We start from the raw sequence: 22,464 nt of genomic DNA, 5'->3' as shown, positions 1-22,464 counted from the left end.
GGCAACTGTTCAAACCAAGTGCGAAGAGAAAAACCCGGCTGCATAGTCGGGGCTGTGGATCCACGCGCGCGTTACTTGAAGGGGGACCTTGCGTTTTTTACAGGGGAACTGTCCGGCTGCTGGACCCATCCTAAAAAGCCTTCGATCGGGCCTTCGGCAATGCCGATGGAAAGGACCGGATCCGTCTCACCATGGAAAGGATTCGTTTTGAGTGTTTCCTCAAATTTGGCCACGAAATCGAAGGCCACATCCAAAGCGATCTCGCGCAGACTCAAATGCGAGGGCGGTGCAAACGGAAACCCGATGGAGCACAGAAAGCCGTCGCCCATTTCCTTGATACGAAAGCCATAGGCCTGCATGCCTTGATCGATATAACCACGATTCATGATCGCATCACATTCGTCGAAAAAAGTACGTAAGAAGTTTTTGAGCTCATCAATATTCTGCTTGGAGCTATTCACCATATCCACGCAGATCACACAAGCGTGTCCGGTGGCCAGAGGCATGGTTTCCTCGAGCTGCCGTCCCTGTTTCATCAGGGTCAGCTGGTGAGGATAGACCATTTTTTCCAGCTGTGAAAAAGCATGTTTACGCCGCCTTGTTTCATGGATTCGCTCGCTTTTCATTTTGAAGGCCAGCGCATACGAGATTAATATGGCCTCGACCGTGGCGCCGATGAAATTAGCCGACCGCGTGACGGGATTATTGTCGAGAAAGCCGCCCAGGGCCAGCACCTGCACTATGGTGCCGATGAGCAGAAGAGACCAGGCAAACATAAAAATGGGCGCCATGGGATTGCGTCGCTTCAGGGCATAACCACCATAGACCATGGCCAGAATGGATCCGAAACCGGAATTCAAAAGACAGAGTTGAGCCGCGATTTGGAAAGGGCCGGCGATGGTCAGCAGCAGATTGCTTAAGGCAAAAAAGGCCATCGACCAGTACAGGACCCGCATCCATTTCGGAAAAGTTTGAATCTCCAGCATTTTTTCCACGAACATGTAAACGAAGAATATGCCAATCGAAATCGAGCTGATACCCATGCGGCCAAGCAAAGGTCCGACATCCGTTAGAATATGGAGTTTGGTGAAGCCGGCCAGGAACATCTGTCCCCACCCATAGGTACTCAGATAGAGAAAGTAGTAAAGATGCAGGACATCGCGCGTGACGGCAAAAATCGCCAGGTTGTAAAGCGACAGCGCAAAGCAGATGGCGAAAAACCCGCCGAACAGGATGTTTTCCCAGTTCACCGCGGCATGAAAGGCTTTGGGCTCCCAGAGTTTCCAATCGATGGCTGTGATGTCACGGCTACTTTGAAAAATACGCACAGTATTCAGGCCCGGCAGCATTTTCATTTCAAAGGTTGGAGCTCGATAATGGATGGGAAATTCAGCAGCCGGGACATCATTGCCCGCTCGGCCGAGATCCATCCAGGTCGAACCTTCAGGGCGGTGAAAAACGCGGATGACATCAGCCTGGGTTAAACCATGTTCGAGATAAACCAGACGTTCCACATCACCCAGCAGGTTAATTTGGATTTCAGTCCAGCATGAAAGCTGCTTCAGGTAGCCCAGATTGAACGGACCATGACGAATCTGCATCCGATCAGGATTGATGGTGGAAGGATCGGCGGTCTCCGGTGGAATGGAAGGGGTGCAGGTATACTTGTACTCATCGGTAGCCGTCAGAGAGGTCAGACCTGGAATCCAGTCCATGGCAGCCGAGGCCGACTGCGACCACCAAAGAGCCAGCAGAAAGGCGATCGCAAGATCCTTTCGCTGCCCTAGGTTGAACCATGGATGGTTGGTAAAAATACAATCCTCGCATTCAGTGCGTTTGACCGTTTTGAGTCCTGTGCTTCATCGGTCCGCGTTGCGCCCATCCGCCGGGAACTCTTTGCCGAGGTCGCAATGATAGGATGGACGGGAATGCGAAGGGGTATTCCCGGAGGATCCATGCTTATGCGAAGTGCCTTGTTTAATCTCGGAATTTTGGCCTTTTTGCTGTCGTGCAAAACCACAGAGAATCAGCGTGGGGAGCATGACAATCCGAAAAAAAATACGCCCGACACGGGACGAGGCACGGTCGACAATCTGCCGGCACCCATTGGCCCTGATGCGGTGAAGACACCTGCTCCCGTATTTGCGTGGGATCCGACCAAGGCCACCGATCCCTATTTACCAGCTCATGGCAGTGTGATACCCGAGAGCAACCCGTTTTTCGGTGTACGCCTGCTGGTGAATCCTCTGTTCACCCAGGCTGTGGATTTTTCGGCCAGCAAGTCTCCGGCCATGGCGGATACCATCAAAAAATATCGCGACAAACCCACTGCCCTTTGGCTGGATACCATCGGCCGTGTGGCTTCGCTGGAACCAGCTTTAAAATTGGCTGTTGAGCAGCAAACCAAAACCGAAGACAAGGTTCTGGTCACACTGGTGATTTACAATTTGCCCAACCGGGATTGCTTTGCCAATGCCTCGAATGGCGAACTGAATAAGACTGAGTTGAGTCGTTATCGAACCGAATATATCGACCGTATCAAAGAAATCCTGGCGCGCTATCCGACTGTTCCGGTGGTGGCCATCATCGAGCCGGACTCCCTGCCTAATTTGATCACCAACCTTGGCAAGCTGCGCTGTGATACTGAAACACCGGCGCTGTACAAAGGCGGCATCAGCTACGCGGTTCAAAGTCTGCAGCTGCCCCACGTCAGCCTCTATATCGATCTCGCGCACGCGGGTTGGCTCGGCTGGGCTTTTAATGATGATGGAGCTGACAAGCGAAGTAGCCTCGTCACCATCATGCGTGAGGTCATTGGAACGGCTCGTGTGCGTGGGTTTGTCACCAATGTGGCGAATTACACCTCACTGCGAGAGCCGGCGAATTCCACACGTCCTGAGTCCTATTATCAGTTTAATAAAATTCACGATGAGTATACGTATGTGAGCGCGCTCGCAGGGCAATTGAAGGCGGAACAGCTGCCGACCAGTTTTATTATCGATACCAGCCGCAATGGCAATGTGAAAGCTCGTACCGACTGGAGTAACTGGTGCAATATCAAAGACACTGGCCTTGGTGCTCTCCCGACCATTGCTCCACGGCCTGATGTCGATGCCTTCCTGTGGATTAAGCCACCGGGTGAATCGGATGGCGTTTCTGATGCCAACGCGGAACGCTACGACGCGCGCTGTCAATCCATGGATAGTTTGCGCGGGGCGCCGCAAGCCGGACAGTGGTTCCATGAGCATTTTTTAGGTCTGGTGCAAAACGCGCAGACCACGCTGCCCTGATTTAATGGAACTGCAAGGTCAAACCCAATCGCAAATCAGTCGCAGGTGAAAGATTGATTTCATCTGCCATCCAGCCTCCCGATTTGCTCATGACTTCGGCAAAAGCCGTCGTATTTTGATTCAGGGTCTGCTTTATTTGGACCGCTAAAAATCCACCGGGTCTCCAGCGGCGACTGGCGTAGAGCAGCGATTTCGGCTGCCACCAAAGGCCCGCGCGCAGGTCGAGTGACATCCCGTCCTTCCAGGTTTGACAGCCGAAACATTGCCATTCGATGCCGGGGAGCGTGCGCTTCTGATTGGTGTATTGGCGGACTATGAAAAGGTGTCCAGCATCATCGCGATCGGCGTCCTTCAGAAAAATATTTTCCTCAAGACTGTGACCGAATGGGGTCAAATGATGCCGCAGCGTGGCCGCCCAACGCCGATCCCCCCAGGTCCATCCGGAAAAATCCAGAAGAAAAGGATCGACAAGGTTAAGCCAGCCCATGAGCGACATGCGGCGCAGATAGTTTTTTTCCGTGGATGTGAGATCGTCCCGGCTGCGATAGCGGGCAATGCCTTCACCGGATGGATGGGGTCCTCGCGCTTCGTAGGGTTCGAAAGGACGGAAAAGATCGTATACGTAGGATACGCAATCGTAACCGGTAAAATCGCGCGACATTTCATTGGGGCCTTCGGTGGCGAGATCCTCGGCCGTGGCGTGATCCCCGCTGCGGCTGTCGCAGAAGGTCCGGTAACTGATGGGCCCGAGGTGGGCGAGCAGGATGAGAAAACGCTGCCGCGGCAAGGCCCGATCAAAAAATTGGGCTTTTTCCAGATTTAGAGCCAGCTGACTTTCCGCTTCCATTCCAGCCGTGGAGAGCCGCACAAAATCCGCTGGGTGTTCGCGTTTCAAACGAATCAGATCGACATCACGGACTTCATCCACTGGAATGCTGGAGTCGCTCAGGCTGGCGTCATAGACTCCGTTGTGACTGCGAATGCCGTATTGATTGAGCACCGACCGATGCGCTTCCTCATGCAGCCAGCTCATGCCGAGCGGTGTAATCTGGCTCACGTAATCGAAAGCCAGCAGAGCAAAGTATTCAAAAGGATGACCGATCGCACTCTGTTCTGTGGAAAAAACTTCGGCCAGCAGGCGGTGCGAACCCAGATAGAAATCCTGAGTCAGAGCCTGCGCCTGCAGAAGGCTCGGTGAAAAACCCGTAACCTTATTCGCGGCGCTATCGTAAAGAGGGAGCTGCAGCGTCAGCCGATAGGGGGACTCGGCCGCGTGCGCGTTCATGGCCACCAACAACGCTATTCCAAGGACTCCAGCTCGCATGCGAAAAACCTCCACAAGGTGGATAGACACCACCTTAGCAGAGGTCGGCTCTCAGGTTAAGCGGCTTCCTTTTCCGCAGCACTGACTTGGGCTGGCCGAGTCCAAAGGGGGCCCCAGCGATACAGCGCGAATCCACCCAAAGGCAGAACGAGGAGCAAGCCCGAGGCCACGGCTTCTGGGACCATAAGCAGAATCGTAGCAAAGAGTGGCGCCAGAACCTGGCAGATGGTCATCACAAATGTAATGGCACCTGACGCGAGACCCGGTTGCGCATCACCGAAAAATTCATAAAGTTTCACCTGCTCCCAAGGGATGAAAATCATTTCACCCACCGTCCAAACCAGCGTCACCGCAACCAAGGCGCCGGGACTCGACACCAAGGGCACGAGCGCCAGGCCTAAGGCAATTAATCCCGCGCCGGCGGCTCCACGCTGCTGATCGCTCCAGTTGGTCAGGAGGCGACGCAAAAAGCGCATGCCGAGGACGATCGTTGCGGTATTCACGACCAGGACGAGGGCATTCCATTCCACCGCAGGCAGGCCGCGCTTGGTCAACTGCAACGGCAGATAGGTGACCTGACCCATGAAACCAATCGTGATCAGACAGATGCCGGCAATCGGGATTCCATGCTTATGAAAGGCCCCCCGCAAAACCGAGAGGCTGCCCGCACTGCTGATGACAGAGGTCGATTGTTTCCGTCGTTCGCGCAGCAGAAACCATGTCAGCCCAGTTCCCAGGATCAGTGTCGTCACGAGGTCGATGCTGAGGAGCAGCGTACGATGCGTCGTGAGCCATTGAAAGGCAATCGTCGCGGCCACGCCCAGCGCAAAGTTCGAGACAAGATAGCGAACACCGGCCATGTGCGCTCGCTCTTCGCCTTGAAACCGACCCACGATGGCGAGCGATTGCAGGGTGCGCAGTGTCGTCATTGCGACCACCAGAGCGAGTGCCCCTAAAATAATAATCGACGGGGATGCGGCCCCACTTAAAAACGCCGCAATGCCCAGCGCATAGGCGCTGGCTATAATGGCGAAGGCTGTGCGGTAGCGTCCCTCATCCAACCAACGGCCGACGAGAGGCTGCCAAAAGCCGGACATGAGAGAGGCCAAAGCCAGGACAAGGCCGGCTTGAACGGGCGAAAAAAGTCCGGTTCCTGCCAGAAGATTAGGCAGCAGCGTCACCGCAAACGAAAACGCCTGAGATAAAAACACCAGGGATAATAATGTGATACTTGATTTTGACAGAGACATGGAAACCTCAGGTGCTCAGGGCTTGATACAATGAGTTCATGGTCCTTACATCAAGACCTATGCCAGGAAAATGGGAACACTGGGATGCGATGCAAGGCATGTTTTTGCGGTTTCCTAACCGGCGTCTCCTTGCTAGGTTAGGGCAAATTCTTTTGAAGAAAGAGGAGTCGTTCGTGAAAAAGCTTCGGAACCCCCTGCTGGCACTGGCCCTCGGTGGACTGACAGGTTCAGGCGCTTATGCCGTGGAAGGTATGTGGCAGCCTGAACAGTTGCCGCTCATAGAAAAAGATTTGAAAGCCAAAGGGTTGGCGATCAAGCCTGAAAACCTGAAGGATTTAACGGCGTTTCCGATGAACGCCATCGTCAGCCTGGGTGGCTGCAGCGCCTCGTTTGTTTCCGATCTTGGTCTGGTCGTGACCAATCATCATTGCGCCTATGGTTCCATCCAGTTTAATTCGACCGCCGAACGGAACCTCCTCGATAATGGATTTTACGCCAACGCCCTGACGGACGAACTGCCGGCGGCGCCTGGCACACGAGTCTTCGTGACGGAGAGTATTCAGGACGTGACCCAGGACCTTTTGCAAGGTCTCGATAAAACCACGGGCCTCAAGCGTTATGAAGCGATTGAAAAGCGTCGTAAAGACCTGATCAATGGCTGTGAAAAAACTCCGGGCTATCGCTGCCGGATCGACTCCTTTTTAGGCGAAAGTACCTACCGTCTGACCCGCCAGCTGGAAATCAAGGACGTCCGCCTCGTGCAGGCTCCTCCTTCGGCGATCGGTAAATTCGGTGGCGATATCGATAACTGGATGTGGCCACGCCACACCGGTGATTTTTCCTTCTATCGCGCGTATGTGGATAAGAAGGGAGCTCCAGCCGAGTTCAGCAAGGACAACGTTCCTTATAAGCCCAAAGGTTATCTGAAAGTTGATACCAAGGGTGTCAGCGAAGGTTCGTTCGTGATGGTCGCCGGATATCCAGGCCGTACCAATCGCCATCGTCTGGCCAGCGAAGTTGAATTTTCGTTTGAAGAAACCAGTCCTCAGGTCAAGGAATACCTCGACCGTCGCATCGCTTTGGTCCAGGACTTCAAAGCCAAGGATCCTGAGCTTGGCATCAAGTACGCAGCAACGCTGGCGGGCATGAGCAACACCAGCAAGAATATCGAAGGCAAACAAAAAGGCTACGAAGCCATGGGCCTTCTGAAGCAAAAGCAGGCCGAAGAAAAAGCTCTGCTTGATCATTTCAAAGCTGAAAAGAACAAGAAAGCACTGGCCAACGTCAGCGACATGAATAAGCTGTTGGCCGAAGATCAGGCTGCGGATCGCTTTGCCACTGTGCTCCGCAAAGCCACGGATACGGACCTCTTGAAAACCGCTGCGCGTCTTTATCGTCTGTCCCGTGAAAAGTCCAAGCCCGATGAGCAGCGTGAAGCCGGTTACCAGGATCGCGACCTGACCATGATGAAACAGAACCTGCAGGCCATGACCCGCCGGTTCGATGCTAAAGTGGATCAGGCTTTGTGGGAACTGGGCCTTAACGATGTGCGTACGGCCAAACCAGAATTCAAAAAACGCCTGCCCAAGGCTCTTCAAACCATCGTGAATATGGATAAGGCCGCTCAGAGCAAAGCCCTGGCGGATTATTACGCGAAGTCGATCCTGGCGGACGAAAAGCAGCGTCTGGATCTGATGAACGCCGATCGCAAGGTCTTTGAAGCATCGAAAGATCCCTTTATCCAGTTGGCTGTGGCCACTTACGATGAAGGCATCAAACTGGAAAATGAAGGCAAGGATCGCGCGGGTCGCTTCCAGCAGGTGCGTTCGCAGTACATGCAAAACCTGGCCGCTTACAAAACCAAAAAAGGCGAGGTTCTCTATCCTGACGCCAACTCCACCCTGCGCATCACCTATGGGACCGTCCAAGGCTACAAGAATCGCGCGGGCGTTGAGCTCCCCTCGTTCACCAAGTTGGAAGAAATCGCTGCAAAAAATACCGGCAAAGAACCCTTCAATGTTCCAGCCAAGCAGATGGATCTGATCAAGGACAAGCGTTATGCCAACTATCAGTTGGAATCCTTGAAGACCGTTCCTGTCAACTTCCTGGCTGATTTGGACATCACCGGCGGCAACTCGGGTTCGGCAACTTTGAACGATAAAGCTGAACTCACCGGTCTGGTCTTCGACGGCACGATCGACGGCGTGATTTCGGATTGGGCCTTTGACCCGGCCTTTACCCGTTCGATTCACGTGGATGTGCGGTACATGCTGTGGGTTCTGGATCAGTACTCCAAAGCCAATCGCATTCTGGATGAAATGGGCGTGAAATACGCTAAGAGTTCCACGCACTGATTGTTATCCAAGGCGAAGGCGGCTTCCGTGCAGGGGGCCGCCTTTTTATTTTGTTTGGGAGTGGAAAGGTATGATGGATAGGAAACGCTGCACCTGGGCTGGCGAAGATCCCTTGTATGTCGCGTATCATGATAATGAATGGGGTATTCCGGTGCATGATGATCAGAAGCTCTTTGAGTTCTTGATCCTGGAAGGGGCCCAGGCGGGTCTGTCGTGGATTACGATTCTGCGCAAGCGTGAAAATTATCGCAAGGCCTTCGCTGGATTTGATCCCGTCAAGGTCAGCCGTTTCAATCAGGCGAAACGGGACCGACTCATGGACAACGAAGGCATCGTGCGCAACCGCCTGAAGATCGAAAGCACAGTGATCAATGCCAAGGCTTTTCTTGCCGTGCAGAAGGAATTTGGCAGCTTTGATGCCTATATCTGGAGTTTTGTCGGTGGCAAGCCCCTGGTGAAGCCCCGGCTTTCCATGCGCGACGTGCCGGCTTCAACACCGGAATCGGATGCCATGAGCAAGGATTTGAAAAAGCGCGGGTTTAAATTCGTGGGTTCAACGATTTGCTATGCCTTCATGCAGGCCTGTGGGCTGGTCAATGATCACATCGAAGAGTGTTATAAATCTCCCGCGCGTCATGCCGAAGCTGAAAGTGTGCACTCAGTCTGAGGCTGAGGCCTCAGCCTGAGCGCGGCCTCAGTCTGAGCGCGGCCTCAGTCTGAGCGCGGCCTCAGTCTGAGCGCGGCCTCAGCCTGAGCGCGGCCTCAGTCTGAGCGCGGCCTCAGCCTGAGCGCGGCCTCAGCCTGAGCGCGGCCTTAGTTGGTAGGAAGAATGATGATGTCATCGTTATCATCATCGTTGGTGTCCAAGGCATCGAAACGCCAAAGCTGATTGGATTCACCCGAACAGTTCCAGAGCTGCACATTATGTTCGTAGCGCCAGCCGTTGGCGGTATTCAAGTCAATGTCCAGGCATTTGCCGTTCATGACCGAACGCAGCGTGAACCAGCCGCCCGACTTTGGTTCCAGACGGAACTGCTGATTGATGCCGCCGTTGCAGCTAAAAACCTGAATATTGGATTGATTGGTCCAGTCTTCCAGGAATCCCATGTCGACATCGAGGCATTTACCCAGGGCCTGGAATGTATAGATTCTGTCGTTGCCACCCGTACTCAGCGGTTTCAAATTAAACTGTTGATTCTGCTGGCCGTTGCAGGGCCAAACTTCGACGTTGGTGCCCGCGCGCCAGCTGCTGGGATCTCCGTTGTTCACGTCCATACAAAGATTCGATTTGTAAGCACTTCGCAGGGTGAAAGCCGAAGCTGACTGATACAAGCCGAGCATGCAGATAAGACTCATAATAATTTTCATGAAGGTCTCCTTGAGTGAGTGATACTGAACAATTCACGCGCGGACGATATCACGAAAAGGGCTGTTGATCAATTACCTGGGGTTTTGTGATCATGTCGCAAATGATGCGACAATCCCGCGACATCCTGAGTTTGCCAAGGCATGCGACCTCATATTTCCCTATCGTTTTGTATGTTTCAGGAAAGTTTGAGAGGGGGCCTTGTGAAGCTCAAGTGGACGGCTGTATGCTAGGTGTTATTTCATAGGCAACAATCAACCGACCTCTAACAGAAAGGAATTTCCATGTTAAAAGGTGCGCGCATGCCCTTGAAAAGACATCCGCTCGAATTGCGCAAGGCGATGGATGTCCTGCAGCATGAGATTGTGAATCTTGGTGTCACGTTGGTGATTCCCCGCAATATGCGTCTGCGCATGCGTGGGGATGATCCGGAAAATTTTGCAGTTCACTCGATGGAAGAGAATGGTGATGATAGCCGCGTTGCGGCCAACATGGTGAATTGCCGTGAATGGGTCTATTTGGATCGCTTGTTGTGAAAGAACCCCCTTGGGGCTTGCACCTCAAGGGGGCGACGGAATTCCCCCGACTGTCCACCCACCTGACAGCACTCCACACTAGGGAATTGAAGCTTGATGCAATGGTGATGACTCGCTTTCCAACGCATGGATCAGGTTCATGCTGGCAATCACATGACGTATGGTATCCGGGCGGAACGAAATCCGCACATCAGCTTTATCCAAATGAATCAAATTCCAGGCGCTCGCTCGCTGCAGAACATGGATGATATGCTGGCGGCTTAAGCTTTGCGCCAAACGATTTTCGCACTCGGCCAGGGTCATAACCATGCGCCCGCTTTGATCCAGCGGCTCGGCCCTGGCCCATGTCGCCAACGCAAGCAGAGCCTTGCGCTCACCGACAGCCAAGGCCGGTGGTGCCTTCTTCTGCTGAGGTATGACACCCAAATGCTGATGGGCCATATCATAGAAGGTTTGCAAACCCAGCAGCTCCTCTTTGGACAAAAATTTTCCAACCTGCCTGAGCTCCTTGAGTTCGAGAAGCCGATATTCCAGAAAGAGATTGTAGATTTTGAGAAACATATCCTTCTCGGCCAAAAAAATATCGAGCAGCGGCGAAAAACTGGAATGAAGGTCCACCACAGTCGCGCCGTCAATTTCCTTTTCCTGCACACGGGCGTTAGCCAAAATGCCCTTGGCCAGGCGGGTCGCCGTCCTGAGCAGGTCCTGATGCCCGCGGTTGCCGAGTTCGGCGCTTACAGACTGGATATAAATTTCATTCATGAATTTCAGACGAAAGATCAAATCCTTGATCAAGATATTGGCCCAGGGTGGAATGTCCTTCAGCAACTTTTCCATATCCTTGCTGCCAATCATCGTAACGACTGTCTCGGTCAGGGCTTTGACGGAAGCTGTCCGCGGCGTGCCGGTGGTTGCGGTCATGGCTCCAAGGAGTTCGCCCTGACCTAGCTGGGCGAGGAGGATTTCGCTGCCTCCGCGTACCTGGTAGACTTTGACTTCTCCCGACTTAATGATATAGATATCACCGCCGGGGTCGCCTTCATGAAAAATAACAGCACCCGCGGGGAAGGTTTTTTCAATTTTAGTCATACAGCCTCGTGTTTACCCTGAGCAGGACTCGAAACTTTTGTGTATTCAGAGTAAACTTGCAACGGAGCCATGGTCAAGATTTGCCTGGAGGTCAATCATTTCTTTATGGGCTACACCCCGCACCTGAAACTGAGGACGCCGATGAAGGTCATGCAGCTGCTGTCCGGATTGATCATCGTCACGAGCCTTGTGGGATTAGGCTATGGTGTGGCCTATCGTTGGGCGCTGCTCCCCTCGCATGAGACCGATGCCTACGGCCAGGTTACCGAACCGGAACGCTGGGGCGAGGAACCAGCTGCTGGTGCCGTCTGTGAACGTTGGCAAACCGATTGGCCACCAATCCAACCTGGACCTGAGCTTCACGAAATGAGTGGAATCGTCAGCTCACGTCTTTATAAAAACGTCCTCTATCATGTGGTCGATTCCGGCAATGATCCTGTGATTCTGGTCACCGATCTGAAGGGACGCCTCCTGCATTCCATTCGTTATGCGGACACGACCACCGATCCGGAAGCGCTGAGCCAAGGGCCCTGCCCCTGGGGAGGCCATTGCCTGTTTGTGGCTGACACCGGCGATAATTTTCATGTCCGCAGTAAAAAACGCATTCATGCCATCGATGAGAGCACGCTGTTCACCAATGCCTTGCATTCCGCTGAAATGGAATTTCAGTTTCCCAAACAGGATCGATTGGATGTGGAAGCCCTGGCCGTGCATCCCCAGACCGGCGACATGTTCTTATTCAGCAAGGAACCGAAACGCAGCCTTGTCTTCCGCCTGCCGGCCAAAGCCTGGCGCAAGAATGATGGTGAACAGGTTGCAGAAGCGGTTGGATTTTTTCTTTACGATATGATTACGGATGCGGCCTGGAGTGCGGACGGCAAGAGACTCCTCCTGATCAACTGGCAGGGAATCTTTGAGCGCACGGGACAGGCCGATCATGTCCATTCCGAGCGCGAAGGATGGTTGCCCTTTGAGCGCAAGATTCGTTTGCCACAACTAGCCCAGCAGGAAGCAGTGGCATTTCTGCCAGATCAACGATCCATTATCTACACTTCTGAGAAGAAATTCCTTAAAAGCAGCGGCTGGGGCCTTGTGACCGCGCGCTGCGTCCACGGTCAAGGCTGATCAAAACCTAAAAACGTCCTCAATTCCCCACACTATCAATGCGTTTTGGCTGAGTTCAAGATATTGAGCTTCCATCCGATAGGATTCCTTGATAATGACTAGAAATCGATAGTGGTCAACGAGTCAGAACCCACTGAGGTTTCCATGACATACGAAAACGAAAAAAACGACAAAGAAAACAGGATCATGGAGGCTGCCCAGACCCTGTTCAGTCGCTATGGCCTGAAGAAAACCTCCATTGAGGAGATAGCCAAGTCAGCTGGGCTGGGCAAAGGGACGGTCTACCTGTACTTCCGTAGCAAGGAAGAAATTTATGAAGCTGTGGTGCAAAAACTTGGCGAGATCTTTACGGAACAACTGCGAAAAGAAATTGCCGATGTCCACACTTTTACCAGCAAGCTCGAACAGTATATCAATACGCGTTTCCGCTTTATGTACGACTTGATTCGTAACAACGGACTGACAGCCGAAGTGATGAATGAGGGCAGCTGCGCACCTGGCGTTCTCAGATTGCGGGATAAGTTTGGTTGCCAGCAGATTGCCCTTTTGAAACAGATTATCGACGATGGGGTGGCTGCCGGTGAATTCGAAACCAGTGATTCGGAAGTGTCGGCCATGGCCATTTTTGTGGCGATGGATTGTCTGGAGAAACCCTGGAGTTTTCAGGGACGCGAGCTATCCGTGGAGAACAAAGTCAAAGCTCTCATTGAGCTTTATCTGGTTGGTCTGAAAAAAAGAACAAGCTAAACCTACGACAGGTTAAGATACGGTTACAATTTTTGTTGAAGGACGGCAACGATGGTACGATCCAAGTTAACAAGCTTGATGATGTTGGGGGCTCTCAGCATCACAGGGCCGACAGCCTGGGCTCAGGAAGCGGCCAATCAGAAAACCTTAACTTTACAAGATTCAGTGACGCGTGCAGTCACCAGCAATCCCTCGGTGGACCAGGCCCAGGCTGAAATGGATGCCGCCACGGAACGCAAGCGCAGCGCCTGGACCAACATCGGCCCTCGGGTGTCAGCCGAATATAACGAAGCGCATTTTGAAAAAGAGCAGACGGTCCCTTTCGGTGAAACGACTCTGGTGATACGGGATGATGTGACCAAGACCGGAAGTTTGACCATCGCCCAGCCGATCACCGGCTTGTATGCTGCGGTCCAATACGGTCGCTTCAGCAACATGCAGCAGGATTTGAGCTTTGAAACCCTGCGTCAGGCTAAACGTGACATCGCATTCCAGGCTGCCGAAGCCTTTTTAAATGCCTACCAGGCCCAGGAGCAGGAAGAAATTTCCGGAGCCTCCTTGAATGCCGCCAAACGCCAGTACGAAGACGCTCAGGCTATTCAACGTGTGGGAAGGTTGAGCCAGGGTGATGTGTTAAAATTTCAGTTGGCTTTATCACAGGCGGAAACGCGGGCCGCTCAGGCGCGAACGACCAAACAGGTGGCTTTCGCCATGTTGCGTCAGCTCATTCAGGCCAAGGATGAAGACGAGCTGCTTTTGGAAAAAAATCTGCCCAAGCTGGAAGAAGAGACGGTCGACATACAAAAAGGTATCGAGCAGGCGCTGGCCCATCGCCCGGAAGCGAAAAGAGCCGAGCTTGCCACCGAGCTTGCAGACTATAATAAGGATTTGGCCTATGCTCAGTTCATTCCCAGCGTGAATCTCTTTAAGAAATGGGATCGTAACTTTGGTGAAGTGGCAGGACTGGGTGCGGAGAAAGAGACTTCTTATTACGGCATCAGTCTGCAGTGGGATATCTGGAGCAATGGCTCCAGCGTGTTTGCGGTACGGGAAGCCATCGCCAATAAGACCAAGGCGGAAGCCACGCGCGACAGTGCGAAAGACGGAGTCAAACTTGATGTGATCCAGGCCTGGCAGAATTTTCAAGCGGCCAAGCAGACGTTAAAATTCGCCCAGACGGGCGTGGCCCAGGCTGAAGAAGCCTATCGAATCGATCAGACCCGTTTCAAAAACGGGCAGATTTCCGCCACCGATTTGATTTTTTCCGAGAGCGCCATGACCACAGCGCAGGGCGGCAGGGTATCAGCAGAAACGCAGTATCTGCTTTGGCATTTCCGTCTGCAGCGTTCCATGGGCAAAGACATTCCACAGGCACAAACCGCGTCGTGAGAGCGGTTAAGGAGATAAGATTATGAAACGGAATCAGGTTATTCTTTGGACAAGCGGTTTGTTGCTCCTCGGCTGTACAAAAAGCAAAGTGGATTTGCCGGCCACGCCTCCGCCCGCTCAACCGGCTGCGTTGCAGCCGGTTGAGACTCAACCTGCTGCGACACAGCCGGCTGCGACTGATGCGGCAACCGGGGCTCAGACTGCGGTCAATCCTGCTCCGGCAGCAGCCACGACGGCCCCAGCCACGACCCCCGCTGCGAATTCAGCACCGGCCTCCACAGCAGGCACACCGGCAGGCCAGGAGGGAAGTGTGAACACACGTCTTTCCGGAGAAGTGGCGTCGCAAACCAAATCGCAGCTTTCATTCCGCGTGTCTGGCTTTATACAGGAACTGAAATACAAGGCTGGCATGACCTGCAAAAAGGGTGATGTCCTGGCCGTCCTGGATACCCGTGACTATCGCCTGTCGCTCGATATGGCCCGTTCGCAAAAGGAAATGGCTCGCGTGGCTCTGACCAACGCGCAAAGCGAATTCCAACGGGAAGAGGAACTTAAAAAAGCCAATGTTTCAACCGAATCGATGTTCGATAAATTGAAAGCCGGTTATGATAAAGCACGGCTTGATTTGCAAATGGCAGACTTGAAACTGACTCAGGCGAATCAGGCCATGCAGGACACCAAGCTGGTGGCGCCGTACGATTGCATCGTGACCAAGCAGCTGCGCAATGTCGGCGAAAAAGTGAACCCAGGCGATGCCGTCTTTGAACTGTACAGCACTTCGGATGTGGAAATGAATTTCCAGGTTCCGGAACGCATGGCGGGTCGCATCAAAGTTGGCGACAAAATCAAAGTTACCATTCCGGCCACTGGTTTTTCCGGTGAGTTGGAAGTGATTCGCCTCGTTCCCGTGGTGGAACAGGCCAGCCGCACATTCCGGGTGATCGCGAAAGCTCCTGACCAGGATCAACGCGTGGTGCCGGGATTGTATGCCGAAGCTCAATTGCTTTAACACTCATACCTGAGGAACGGGTGCGACCATGATACTTTCAGACGTTTCCATTAAGCGTCCGGTGTTTGCCACCATGCTCAACCTTGTGCTGGTGGTGTTTGGTCTTTTCGCGCTGCCACGACTCGCGATTGACCAATATCCGGACGTTGACTTCCCTGTGGTTTCGGCGACGGTCGTCTACCCAGGCGCCGACCCTGAAACCATCGAACAGCGCGTTCTCGATCCGCTGGAAAAAGCTGTCAACGGTATTTCCGGATTGGACACGCTCCAGTCCACGGCCTATCCCAACATTGCCCAGCTTGTTTTGAAGTTCAAGCTCGACAAGAAAGGCGACCTTGCCGCTCAGGAAGTGCGTGACAAAATCTTTGCCGTGCTCTCGCAGCTGCCGGATGAGGCGGAAACGCCTATCATTCAAAAGTTTGATGTCGGCGGTGCCCCGATCCTGAACATATCCGTTTCCTCGGAGACGATGAATTATGGGGAGCTGTCCCGTTATGCGGCCGATACGATTCAGCCGGCGCTCGAACGCGTTAACGGTGTGGCCCGTATCGATACAGCCGGTATTCGGGAGCGGGAAATTCATATCCTGGTCGATCGGGAAAAACTGTCGAGCATGGGCCTGACGCCCCAGGATCTGATGACGGCCGTGCAAACCCAGAGCGTGGATATTCCATCGGGTAAACTCAAGACCAGCGAAAATACCTGGAGTATCCGCGTCAAGGGCAAGGCACGGGACGCCGCAGAGATTGCCAACCTGCCTGTGCAGTTGAATGGCCGCAGCCTGCGCGTTGGCGACCTGGCCACGGTTCAGGATACGATCGCGGAAGAGGAAACGGCCGCTTACATCGGCAAGACGCCGACTATTCTTTTATCCGCGTCCAAGCAGTCGGGTGGCAACACCACGCAGATCGCCGACGATCTGCGCAAGAACATCGATAAATTGAAACAGCAGTTGCCGCCTTCGGTCAAGATCGACATCGTGTCGGATAACTCGACCTATATCAAGGGTTCGATTGATGCCGTGAAGCTTGACCTTGTGCTGGGTGCCTTGCTGGCAACTCTGATCGTCTTTGTCTTCCTGCGCGATTTCTGGATCACGCTGATTTCTGCTGTGGCCCTCCCGACATCGGTTATCGCGACGTTTGCGTTCATTCAGTCGATGGGTTTCACCCTGAACATGATGACCACTCTGGGTTTGTCATTGGCTATCGGGATCCTGATCGATGACGCCATTATTGTGATCGAAAACATTCACCGACATTTGGCGATGGGCAAAAACGGTCCCCAGGCGGCGAAGGATGCCACCTCGGAAATCGGTCTCGCGGTATTTGCCACGACTCTGACGATCTGTGCGGTGTTCGTACCCGTGGCTTTCATGGAAGGTATCATTGGTCGTTTCTTCTATCAGTTCGGTTTGACCGTCGCGTTTGCGGTTTTGGTGTCGCTCTTCTGTGCGTTTACCATTGCGCCTATGCTGTCGGCCCGACTTTTGAAGCCGGGTGATCACAAGCCCCATAACCCCAAGGCTCTGCGGGCCTGGTATGCTGTGGAAAACTCGCTGACATGGCTGGACAATACCTATCGAAGCATTCTTCAGACCTGTATGAATCACCGCGCCCTGACTCTGCTCGGTGGTTTCGGCGTGTTTATCTTTGGTATTGTTCTGCTCGTCATGTTCGTTCCGGTTTCCTTCTTTCCTAAAGAAGATAAAAGTCAGTTCAATATCAACCTGACCTTGCCTGAGGGCGCCAGTCTTGATGCCACCCGGAAGGTGGCCTTTGACATCGTGGATCGGGTTCAGACCTATCCGGGCGTGAATATGGTGATTGCGGCGCTGGCGGCTACGGGTGATAAGAAGCCCAATAAAGCCAAATTCGATGTGCTCCTGATTCCCAAGGGGGACCGTAGTTTTTCACAGGCGCAACTGATTCAACGCATCCGTGATGACCTCGGTCCCACCTATAACGCCAATGGTACGGAATTTACCGTCACCGAAGCGGGGGGTGGCGGTGGTGGTCGTACCGAACCTATCCAGATGGTGTTCCGATCCGACAACTGGGAGCAACTGGTGACCTTCACGGATCAGGTGAAGGAGCATATCAAGACGAATATTCCAGGTGCGGTGGATACCAACAGCACCAAACCGAAAGTGGCCCAGGAATTCCGTGTGGTGATTGATCAGGGCCGCGCCGCGGATCTTCAGGTTTCAGCCGCCCAGATCGGGGGCGTTCTGCGCGCCCTGTACGAGGGTGATAAGGTCGGTGAGATTGAATCCAACGGCAAAACTGTCGATGTGCGCCTGCGCATTTCAGATCAGGACCGCATCAGTGCTGCGGATTTGGGTGGTATCAGCTTGATGAACCGCAAGGGTCAGTTGGTGACGCTGGGATCGATAGCACAGATCCAGGCCGCCTCAGCCCCTTCGGCCATTGAACGTTTCAACAGTCAGCGCCAGATCACGGTGTTTTCCGGTTTCACGGGCAAGGACTTGCGCGGCGCGATCGGCAATATCCAGGCCTTTGCTGCTCAAAATATGCCGGCGGAAGTGTCAGTAAGTCTGGCGGGTGAGGCCGAAGTCATGGCAGACGCCATTACAAACATGCTTCGCGCTCTGGCGATCGCCATCCTGCTGGTTTTCATGATTCTCTGCGCTCAGTATGAGAGTTACCTGGCACCACTGGTGATCATGGCTTCATTGCCTCTGTCGCTCACGGGTGCCTTTGGTTCGCTGCTGATCACGGGTCAAGTCATGTCGGTTTACACGATGATCGGTATCATCCTGCTCATGGGTCTTGTCACCAAGAACGGTATTCTTCTGATCGACTTTACCATGCAGCGTATGCGTGATGGTCTGTCGGTGAACGCTGCGTTGCTCGAAGCGGGTCCCATCCGCTTGCGTCCTATCCTGATGACCACTTTTGCCGCAGGTGGCGGTATGCTGCCCATCGCTTTTGGCCATGGTGAGGGTGGTGAAGCCCGCTCCCCCATGGGCGTGGCGGTGATCGGTGGTCTCTTGCTGTCGACCGTCCTGACTCTGGTTGTGGTTCCTTGTGCTTTCAGCCTGGTTGAAGAAATGAAGGAACGCTGGGTGCACCGACGCGAGCGAAAGAATGCCAAAGGCGGCGGCAGTTTTGCACCCATCCGTTGGGTGAAAAACACGGCGAATAAAACCCCTCCACCTGAAGTCTAAGCCCTTTCAAAAATAGGCCCCGTTCGGCTGCCCTTGCGCAGCCCGGGGCCTTTTGTACAAGGTCCACTTCACTTGCCACGCGACGCCTTTTCGCAACACATGCGTTAGAGTATGACAGAATTACCAGATCCTGCCGGCAATGGCGCACCCTTGGCCGTTTTCAAGGTATTAACAGCTTGACATGACGGGGTCTTTCTCAACACTATGAAGAGGTTGAACGCTGAGGAATCGTCGGGATTGCTCCATTGTAAAGGGACTTCAAACGTATGGGTGATCTGATCTTCTTGAGCCGCGATGATCTTCAGTATGTCCTGGATGGGCTGTCGCATCGGGAGAATAAACAGCACTTCCGGCAAAGCCTGCTCAAGGCAACCGCGGCTTCTCATCGCATGACACCGCATCTGATGCGCTGGCTCGAAACGGTCCTGGAGCGTCCAGGTCACGCGACGCAGCTTGGCAATCCTTTGAAGACCACCGCCTGTTTGTTTCTGTTGGCCTCGTTGGGAGAACGCAAAGCTTTACCGACAATCGTGGCTTTGATGCAGATGGATGATCCAGGTTATTACGATCTGGTCGAAGAGGAAGCGATCGAAAGTGCCAGTCGCATTCTGGCCGCTGTCAGTGAGCCCGAGGATCTGATGAATATCGCCCAGGACCAGCGCAATGTTTTGGAGCTGCGGGAAAACTGCATCGATGCTCTCCTTTTGCATTACACCCAGGACCTTTTGGATTTTGAAGATCTCAGTGATTTTTTATATGACCAGTGGCATAAGTTCCGGACCGATGACTATGAATTCTGGCGAACCTGTCTTCTGACTTCATTTTATGTGGCCGATGAACGGCGATATGCGGAAATCCAGGAACTGGCGCCCCGCATCAAGGAAAGCTATGGGCAGGATCTGATCCAGATGCTGAAGTCCAAAGATCAGCCGGACGGTTCCACCGTCAGGGCCAATCTCTTCGCCTGTCCGGAATTTCAACCGGTCCGCGATCCGGTGGCGGAACTGCGGGATATGGTGGTCTTCGATATGATCGAATCCATCGCTGCGGACGTGAGGCGACATGATATCGAAGACCTGAGCGATGAAGAGGATCAAACGGTGGCCACGCGCACCTTGCGTTTCCGTGTGCGACCCTTCGCGATCAGCGATTTTTCCTGTTCCATTGAATTGCTCGATATTCACGACCTGCATGACCTGCACCTGGCCATTCAGGAAGCCCTGCATTGGGATGCCGATCACTGCTATTCCTTTTTTTTGGATAACCGTTTCCTAGGTTCCGAGGAACCTTATGAAGCGCCCGCCGATGGCGGCGAGGAAACTCTGATTCAGCTGAGTCATTTTCAATTCAAAACAGGCCAGGAGTTTGCCTACGTGTTTGATTGGAGTGAAGAACGCAAGTTCACGGTCCAGGTGGAAGCCATCCTTCCCATTGATGATGAAGCGGCCGAAGCCACGCGTTTTATCCCTGTTATTGAACGCCGCGGAACACCGCCCCTGCAATACACCCACAAGCCGCAGCGGAGTTGAGTTCAGCGCCTTGTGCTGAAAACGCAATGCCGCTTGTCAAGCCGGGTGCCTGGAAAAACTCCGCATTCTTATGATTTTCTCAAGCTCGGGCTGCTTTAGATGATGGAGCATCTGCCGATACCAGCGATACGGAAATAAAACTAAGGAAATCGCTGATGAATTCCAAATCCTTTGATCTGCAACCGCTGCTCGAGGCTGTGAGCGGTGACGCAGAGATCATGAGTCAGGTCATCAGCATGTTCATTACCTCCACGCGTGAGAATCTGGACGCGATAAGGGAGGCTATCGATAAAAATGATGCCAAGGCGGTCAAGACCACAGCTCATCATTTGAAAGGCTCGCTGCTTGAATTGGCAGCAGCCGGTGCGGTAGCCCTGGCTTTCCAGTTGGAAACGATGGGTGCAGCCGAACAACTGTCCGGTGCGGACAAGGTTTGGCAGGACCTGGATCTTGCGATTCGCGACCTTGTTACGGAGCTCAACCACACCCAGTATCGTCACTCGGCTTAATGCCGGCCCCTAGCGTATTGAGGACGTCATATTTCTATGCTGCCGATTGAAGCTGAACCTGAACATCCTAAACTCTCCATTAAACGGCTGGTCAAAACCGATATCCGTATCGTGGAACCTTTGCAAATGGAAGCTTCGTTTGAACATCGTTTGATGGTCAAGCAGGGCGATGACGTCATCTATCCCAAGCGCTACAAGGTCGAGTCGTACTTTGTTTTTCCGCCGCAGATGAAGGTCAACAAAAGCACGTATCGCGTGGAAAACTTCTATCGCGATATGAAATCCTTTTTCAATTTTCGAATTCCTAAACTGAGCTACAAGGAAATGATGGGCCTGACCGATGATCCGGATCGGTCGCCCCTGAAGAAAATCCTGGCTGAAATCAGTGATGAGGAACGCCCCTTCAATTCGCAAAGGCAGTCCTTTATTGAGGATGAAGCGCGCATTTTTGCCTGCTCATTCTTTACGTTTCTGAAGCGCAAAGTGAAGCGCATGCACGGCATCCTGAATGAACTGAGTTCCAGCGAGATGCCGGATGAGTCGCTACGACTCTTGGAGGAGGCGGAGCGCGCCTTCCAGGATAGCCTGGTCAAGGTCTTTAATATCTATAGCGAGTGGCGGAAAGTTTCGCATGAGGTGGTTACCCGGGTCCCGGCGCTGCAGAACGAAATTCATTCGATTGATGAATATCTGATCATGAATATCAAGGACGTGGTGCTCGAGCTCGACCTTATCTTGCAGCGCCATGGGCTTTGGCCAGACCTCCGGGACCGTTGGCGTCAGCGTCTGCGGGCCATCCTGCGGATGATGCGCATGTATTCGAAACGCGAAAAATACATCTGGGTTGATTCGCGCAGTCCCAGCATGGAGCTGGAGCAGTATTTCTATCGCCGCGGTTTGCTGAAGCGCCGCATCTGGTCCGCGCTTTATCTGGATACGCGCACCAAGCCCTTGTTTTTTATCCAGCAGCAGACGTCGGCCGTTGTCGCTGCGGGTCTGGCCGGTGCCTGGGCCGTGATCGCGGATGTCGTGCTGCGTTTGCAAAGCGGTCGATCGCAGCTCAGTGTACAGTCCATCGGTCTTTCGACCTTTCTGCTTGGTACGGCTCTGATCGTGGCCTATATCATCCGTGATCGTATCAAGGATGTGGCCAGCGGTATGTTCAAGGGTGGAATTTTTGGCAATCTGCCGGATAACAGCTGCAAGATTGTCTATGATGGAAATGCCGCTGAAGGTGAAACCATTCATGTCGGTAACCAGGAAGAGAAGGTCAGCTTTAAAGACAGCACAAAGCTGCCGGATGATATTACCGCCCTCCTGGAAGCAGAAAGTATCACAAGCCTCGAAAATGAAGCCTGTACGGTCATTCGCTATCAGAAGATCCTCGATCTGCGCGGTGAGCGTACCCGCGTTTTGAAGCGAAAAATTCGCGCCATTTATACCTTTTATCGCCTCAATGTGGGAGCCTTTTTGAGTCCCTTGGATGCGCCTTTTGCGGAGCACCTCCTGCCCAATAGCAAATGGGAAGCTGGTCTGCACATGTTGCCCAAGGTTTATCATATAGATCTCATCATTCGTGTGAGTGGCGATGATGAAACGGTCAAGGATGTTTACTACCATTACTACCAGCTGATTGTGGATAAGGAAGGCATTCGCCGCATCGATAAGGTTCATCTGCCTGGTGACGTCGAGGAAGAGCCCGTCACGGAAATGGCTTGATTTTGCGATAGATTGTGCACTTATGCGACGATTGTAGT

At 53.2% G+C, this 22,464-nt stretch carries 17 protein-coding genes; 12 read left to right on the top strand and 5 right to left on the bottom strand.

The features are described 5' to 3' along the window. Nucleotides 1-71: 71 nt before the first annotated feature. On the bottom strand, nucleotides 72-1,715 hold the full coding sequence (locus VE954_RS17600; protein WP_324955104.1) for a 7TM diverse intracellular signaling domain-containing protein: 1,644 nt from the start codon (nucleotides 1,713-1,715) through the stop codon (nucleotides 72-74). 240 nt (nucleotides 1,716-1,955) lie between these two features. Between VE954_RS17600 and VE954_RS17595 the strand changes: the two genes are divergently transcribed. Beyond that, nucleotides 1,956-3,290, top strand: a complete 1,335-nt coding sequence (locus tag VE954_RS17595) for a glycoside hydrolase family 6 protein (protein ID WP_324955102.1) — start codon at nucleotides 1,956-1,958, stop codon at nucleotides 3,288-3,290. Nucleotide 3,291: 1 nt separating this feature from the next. Here VE954_RS17595 and VE954_RS17590 read toward each other — a convergent pair whose 3' ends face one another. Both VE954_RS17590 and VE954_RS17585 read right to left on the bottom strand, forming a co-directional pair. After that, nucleotides 3,292-4,614, bottom strand: a complete 1,323-nt coding sequence (locus VE954_RS17590) for a hypothetical protein (protein ID WP_324955100.1) — start codon at nucleotides 4,612-4,614, stop codon at nucleotides 3,292-3,294. A gap of 56 nt (nucleotides 4,615-4,670) precedes the next feature. Continuing rightward, nucleotides 4,671-5,864, bottom strand: a complete 1,194-nt coding sequence (locus VE954_RS17585; RefSeq protein WP_324955098.1) for an MFS transporter — start codon at nucleotides 5,862-5,864, stop codon at nucleotides 4,671-4,673. Nucleotides 5,865-6,037: 173 nt separating this feature from the next. On the opposite strand from VE954_RS17585, the gene VE954_RS17580 reads away from it, so the two are divergent. Next, nucleotides 6,038-8,218: a S46 family peptidase gene (locus VE954_RS17580; protein ID WP_324955096.1), complete on the top strand. Its 2,181-nt coding sequence runs from the start codon at nucleotides 6,038-6,040 to the stop codon at nucleotides 8,216-8,218. 70 nt (nucleotides 8,219-8,288) lie between these two features. Then, nucleotides 8,289-8,885: a DNA-3-methyladenine glycosylase I gene (locus tag VE954_RS17575; protein ID WP_324955094.1), complete on the top strand. Its 597-nt coding sequence runs from the start codon at nucleotides 8,289-8,291 to the stop codon at nucleotides 8,883-8,885. Nucleotides 8,886-9,031: 146 nt separating this feature from the next. Here VE954_RS17575 and VE954_RS17570 read toward each other — a convergent pair whose 3' ends face one another. Continuing rightward, the gene (locus VE954_RS17570) at nucleotides 9,032-9,586 is read right to left on the bottom strand and encodes an RICIN domain-containing protein (RefSeq protein ID WP_324955092.1); all 555 of its coding nucleotides are present in this window, start codon (nucleotides 9,584-9,586) and stop codon (nucleotides 9,032-9,034) included. Between the two features lie 282 nt (nucleotides 9,587-9,868). Here VE954_RS17570 and VE954_RS17565 point away from each other — a divergent pair, with 282 nt between their 5' ends. Next, nucleotides 9,869-10,120: a hypothetical protein gene (locus VE954_RS17565; protein WP_324955091.1), complete on the top strand. Its 252-nt coding sequence runs from the start codon at nucleotides 9,869-9,871 to the stop codon at nucleotides 10,118-10,120. Between the two features lie 78 nt (nucleotides 10,121-10,198). Here the strand turns inward: VE954_RS17565 and VE954_RS17560 are convergent, their stop codons facing one another. Further along, a complete protein-coding gene (locus VE954_RS17560; RefSeq protein ID WP_324955089.1) occupies nucleotides 10,199-11,209 on the bottom strand; it encodes a cyclic nucleotide-binding domain-containing protein in 1,011 nt (336 codons plus the stop codon). Between the two features lie 69 nt (nucleotides 11,210-11,278). Between VE954_RS17560 and VE954_RS17555 the strand changes: the two genes are divergently transcribed. The 8 genes from VE954_RS17555 (at nucleotide 11,279) to VE954_RS17520 (ending at nucleotide 22,426) form a co-directional block, all read left to right on the top strand. Next, on the top strand, nucleotides 11,279-12,334 hold the full coding sequence (locus VE954_RS17555; protein WP_324955087.1) for a hypothetical protein: 1,056 nt from the start codon (nucleotides 11,279-11,281) through the stop codon (nucleotides 12,332-12,334). Nucleotides 12,335-12,478: 144 nt separating this feature from the next. Continuing rightward, nucleotides 12,479-13,081, top strand: coding sequence for a TetR/AcrR family transcriptional regulator (locus VE954_RS17550; RefSeq protein WP_324955085.1), 603 nt, complete (start codon nucleotides 12,479-12,481; stop codon nucleotides 13,079-13,081). Nucleotides 13,082-13,132: 51 nt separating this feature from the next. Further along, complete coding sequence (locus VE954_RS17545) at nucleotides 13,133-14,470, top strand: TolC family protein (RefSeq protein ID WP_324955083.1); 1,338 nt, start codon at nucleotides 13,133-13,135, stop codon at nucleotides 14,468-14,470. Between the two features lie 22 nt (nucleotides 14,471-14,492). Next, nucleotides 14,493-15,479 carry an efflux RND transporter periplasmic adaptor subunit gene (locus tag VE954_RS17540; RefSeq protein ID WP_324955081.1) on the top strand — a complete coding sequence of 329 codons (987 nt, stop codon included), beginning with the start codon at nucleotides 14,493-14,495 and terminating at the stop codon, nucleotides 15,477-15,479. Between the two features lie 28 nt (nucleotides 15,480-15,507). Continuing rightward, complete coding sequence (locus VE954_RS17535; RefSeq protein WP_324955079.1) at nucleotides 15,508-18,669, top strand: efflux RND transporter permease subunit; 3,162 nt, start codon at nucleotides 15,508-15,510, stop codon at nucleotides 18,667-18,669. 266 nt (nucleotides 18,670-18,935) lie between these two features. After that, nucleotides 18,936-20,198 carry a DUF1186 domain-containing protein gene (locus VE954_RS17530; RefSeq protein ID WP_324955077.1) on the top strand — a complete coding sequence of 421 codons (1,263 nt, stop codon included), beginning with the start codon at nucleotides 18,936-18,938 and terminating at the stop codon, nucleotides 20,196-20,198. 155 nt (nucleotides 20,199-20,353) lie between these two features. Further along, the gene (locus VE954_RS17525; protein WP_324955076.1) at nucleotides 20,354-20,707 is read left to right on the top strand and encodes an Hpt domain-containing protein; all 354 of its coding nucleotides are present in this window, start codon (nucleotides 20,354-20,356) and stop codon (nucleotides 20,705-20,707) included. Nucleotides 20,708-20,743: 36 nt separating this feature from the next. After that, complete coding sequence (locus VE954_RS17520; RefSeq protein ID WP_324955074.1) at nucleotides 20,744-22,426, top strand: hypothetical protein; 1,683 nt, start codon at nucleotides 20,744-20,746, stop codon at nucleotides 22,424-22,426. Nucleotides 22,427-22,464: the final 38 nt, after the last annotated feature.

Origin of the sequence: Oligoflexus sp. (genome assembly GCF_035638955.1) — a bacterium.
Taxonomy (GTDB): domain Bacteria; phylum Bdellovibrionota_B; class Oligoflexia; order Oligoflexales; family Oligoflexaceae; genus Oligoflexus.
This window is presented reverse-complemented; position numbering and strand designations above follow the sequence as displayed.

What these genes read in the sequence shown, in the direction of transcription:
- VE954_RS17535 (WP_324955079.1), top strand. Translation starts at nt 15,508, where the DNA reads ATGATACTTTCAGACGTTTCCATTAAGCGTCCGGTGTTTGCCACCATG.
- VE954_RS17555 (WP_324955087.1), top strand. Translation starts at nt 11,279, where the DNA reads ATGGTCAAGATTTGCCTGGAGGTCAATCATTTCTTTATGGGCTACACC.
- VE954_RS17570 (WP_324955092.1), bottom strand. Translation starts at nt 9,586, where the DNA reads ATGAAAATTATTATGAGTCTTATCTGCATGCTCGGCTTGTATCAGTCA.
- VE954_RS17545 (WP_324955083.1), top strand. Translation starts at nt 13,133, where the DNA reads ATGGTACGATCCAAGTTAACAAGCTTGATGATGTTGGGGGCTCTCAGC.
- VE954_RS17600 (WP_324955104.1), bottom strand. Translation starts at nt 1,715, where the DNA reads ATGGACTGGATTCCAGGTCTGACCTCTCTGACGGCTACCGATGAGTAC.
- VE954_RS17565 (WP_324955091.1), top strand. Translation starts at nt 9,869, where the DNA reads ATGTTAAAAGGTGCGCGCATGCCCTTGAAAAGACATCCGCTCGAATTG.
- VE954_RS17590 (WP_324955100.1), bottom strand. Translation starts at nt 4,614, where the DNA reads ATGCGAGCTGGAGTCCTTGGAATAGCGTTGTTGGTGGCCATGAACGCG.
- VE954_RS17585 (WP_324955098.1), bottom strand. Translation starts at nt 5,864, where the DNA reads ATGTCTCTGTCAAAATCAAGTATCACATTATTATCCCTGGTGTTTTTA.
- VE954_RS17530 (WP_324955077.1), top strand. Translation starts at nt 18,936, where the DNA reads ATGGGTGATCTGATCTTCTTGAGCCGCGATGATCTTCAGTATGTCCTG.
- VE954_RS17595 (WP_324955102.1), top strand. Translation starts at nt 1,956, where the DNA reads ATGCTTATGCGAAGTGCCTTGTTTAATCTCGGAATTTTGGCCTTTTTG.
- VE954_RS17525 (WP_324955076.1), top strand. Translation starts at nt 20,354, where the DNA reads ATGAATTCCAAATCCTTTGATCTGCAACCGCTGCTCGAGGCTGTGAGC.
- VE954_RS17575 (WP_324955094.1), top strand. Translation starts at nt 8,289, where the DNA reads ATGATGGATAGGAAACGCTGCACCTGGGCTGGCGAAGATCCCTTGTAT.
- VE954_RS17520 (WP_324955074.1), top strand. Translation starts at nt 20,744, where the DNA reads ATGCTGCCGATTGAAGCTGAACCTGAACATCCTAAACTCTCCATTAAA.
- VE954_RS17540 (WP_324955081.1), top strand. Translation starts at nt 14,493, where the DNA reads ATGAAACGGAATCAGGTTATTCTTTGGACAAGCGGTTTGTTGCTCCTC.
- VE954_RS17550 (WP_324955085.1), top strand. Translation starts at nt 12,479, where the DNA reads ATGACATACGAAAACGAAAAAAACGACAAAGAAAACAGGATCATGGAG.
- VE954_RS17560 (WP_324955089.1), bottom strand. Translation starts at nt 11,209, where the DNA reads ATGACTAAAATTGAAAAAACCTTCCCCGCGGGTGCTGTTATTTTTCAT.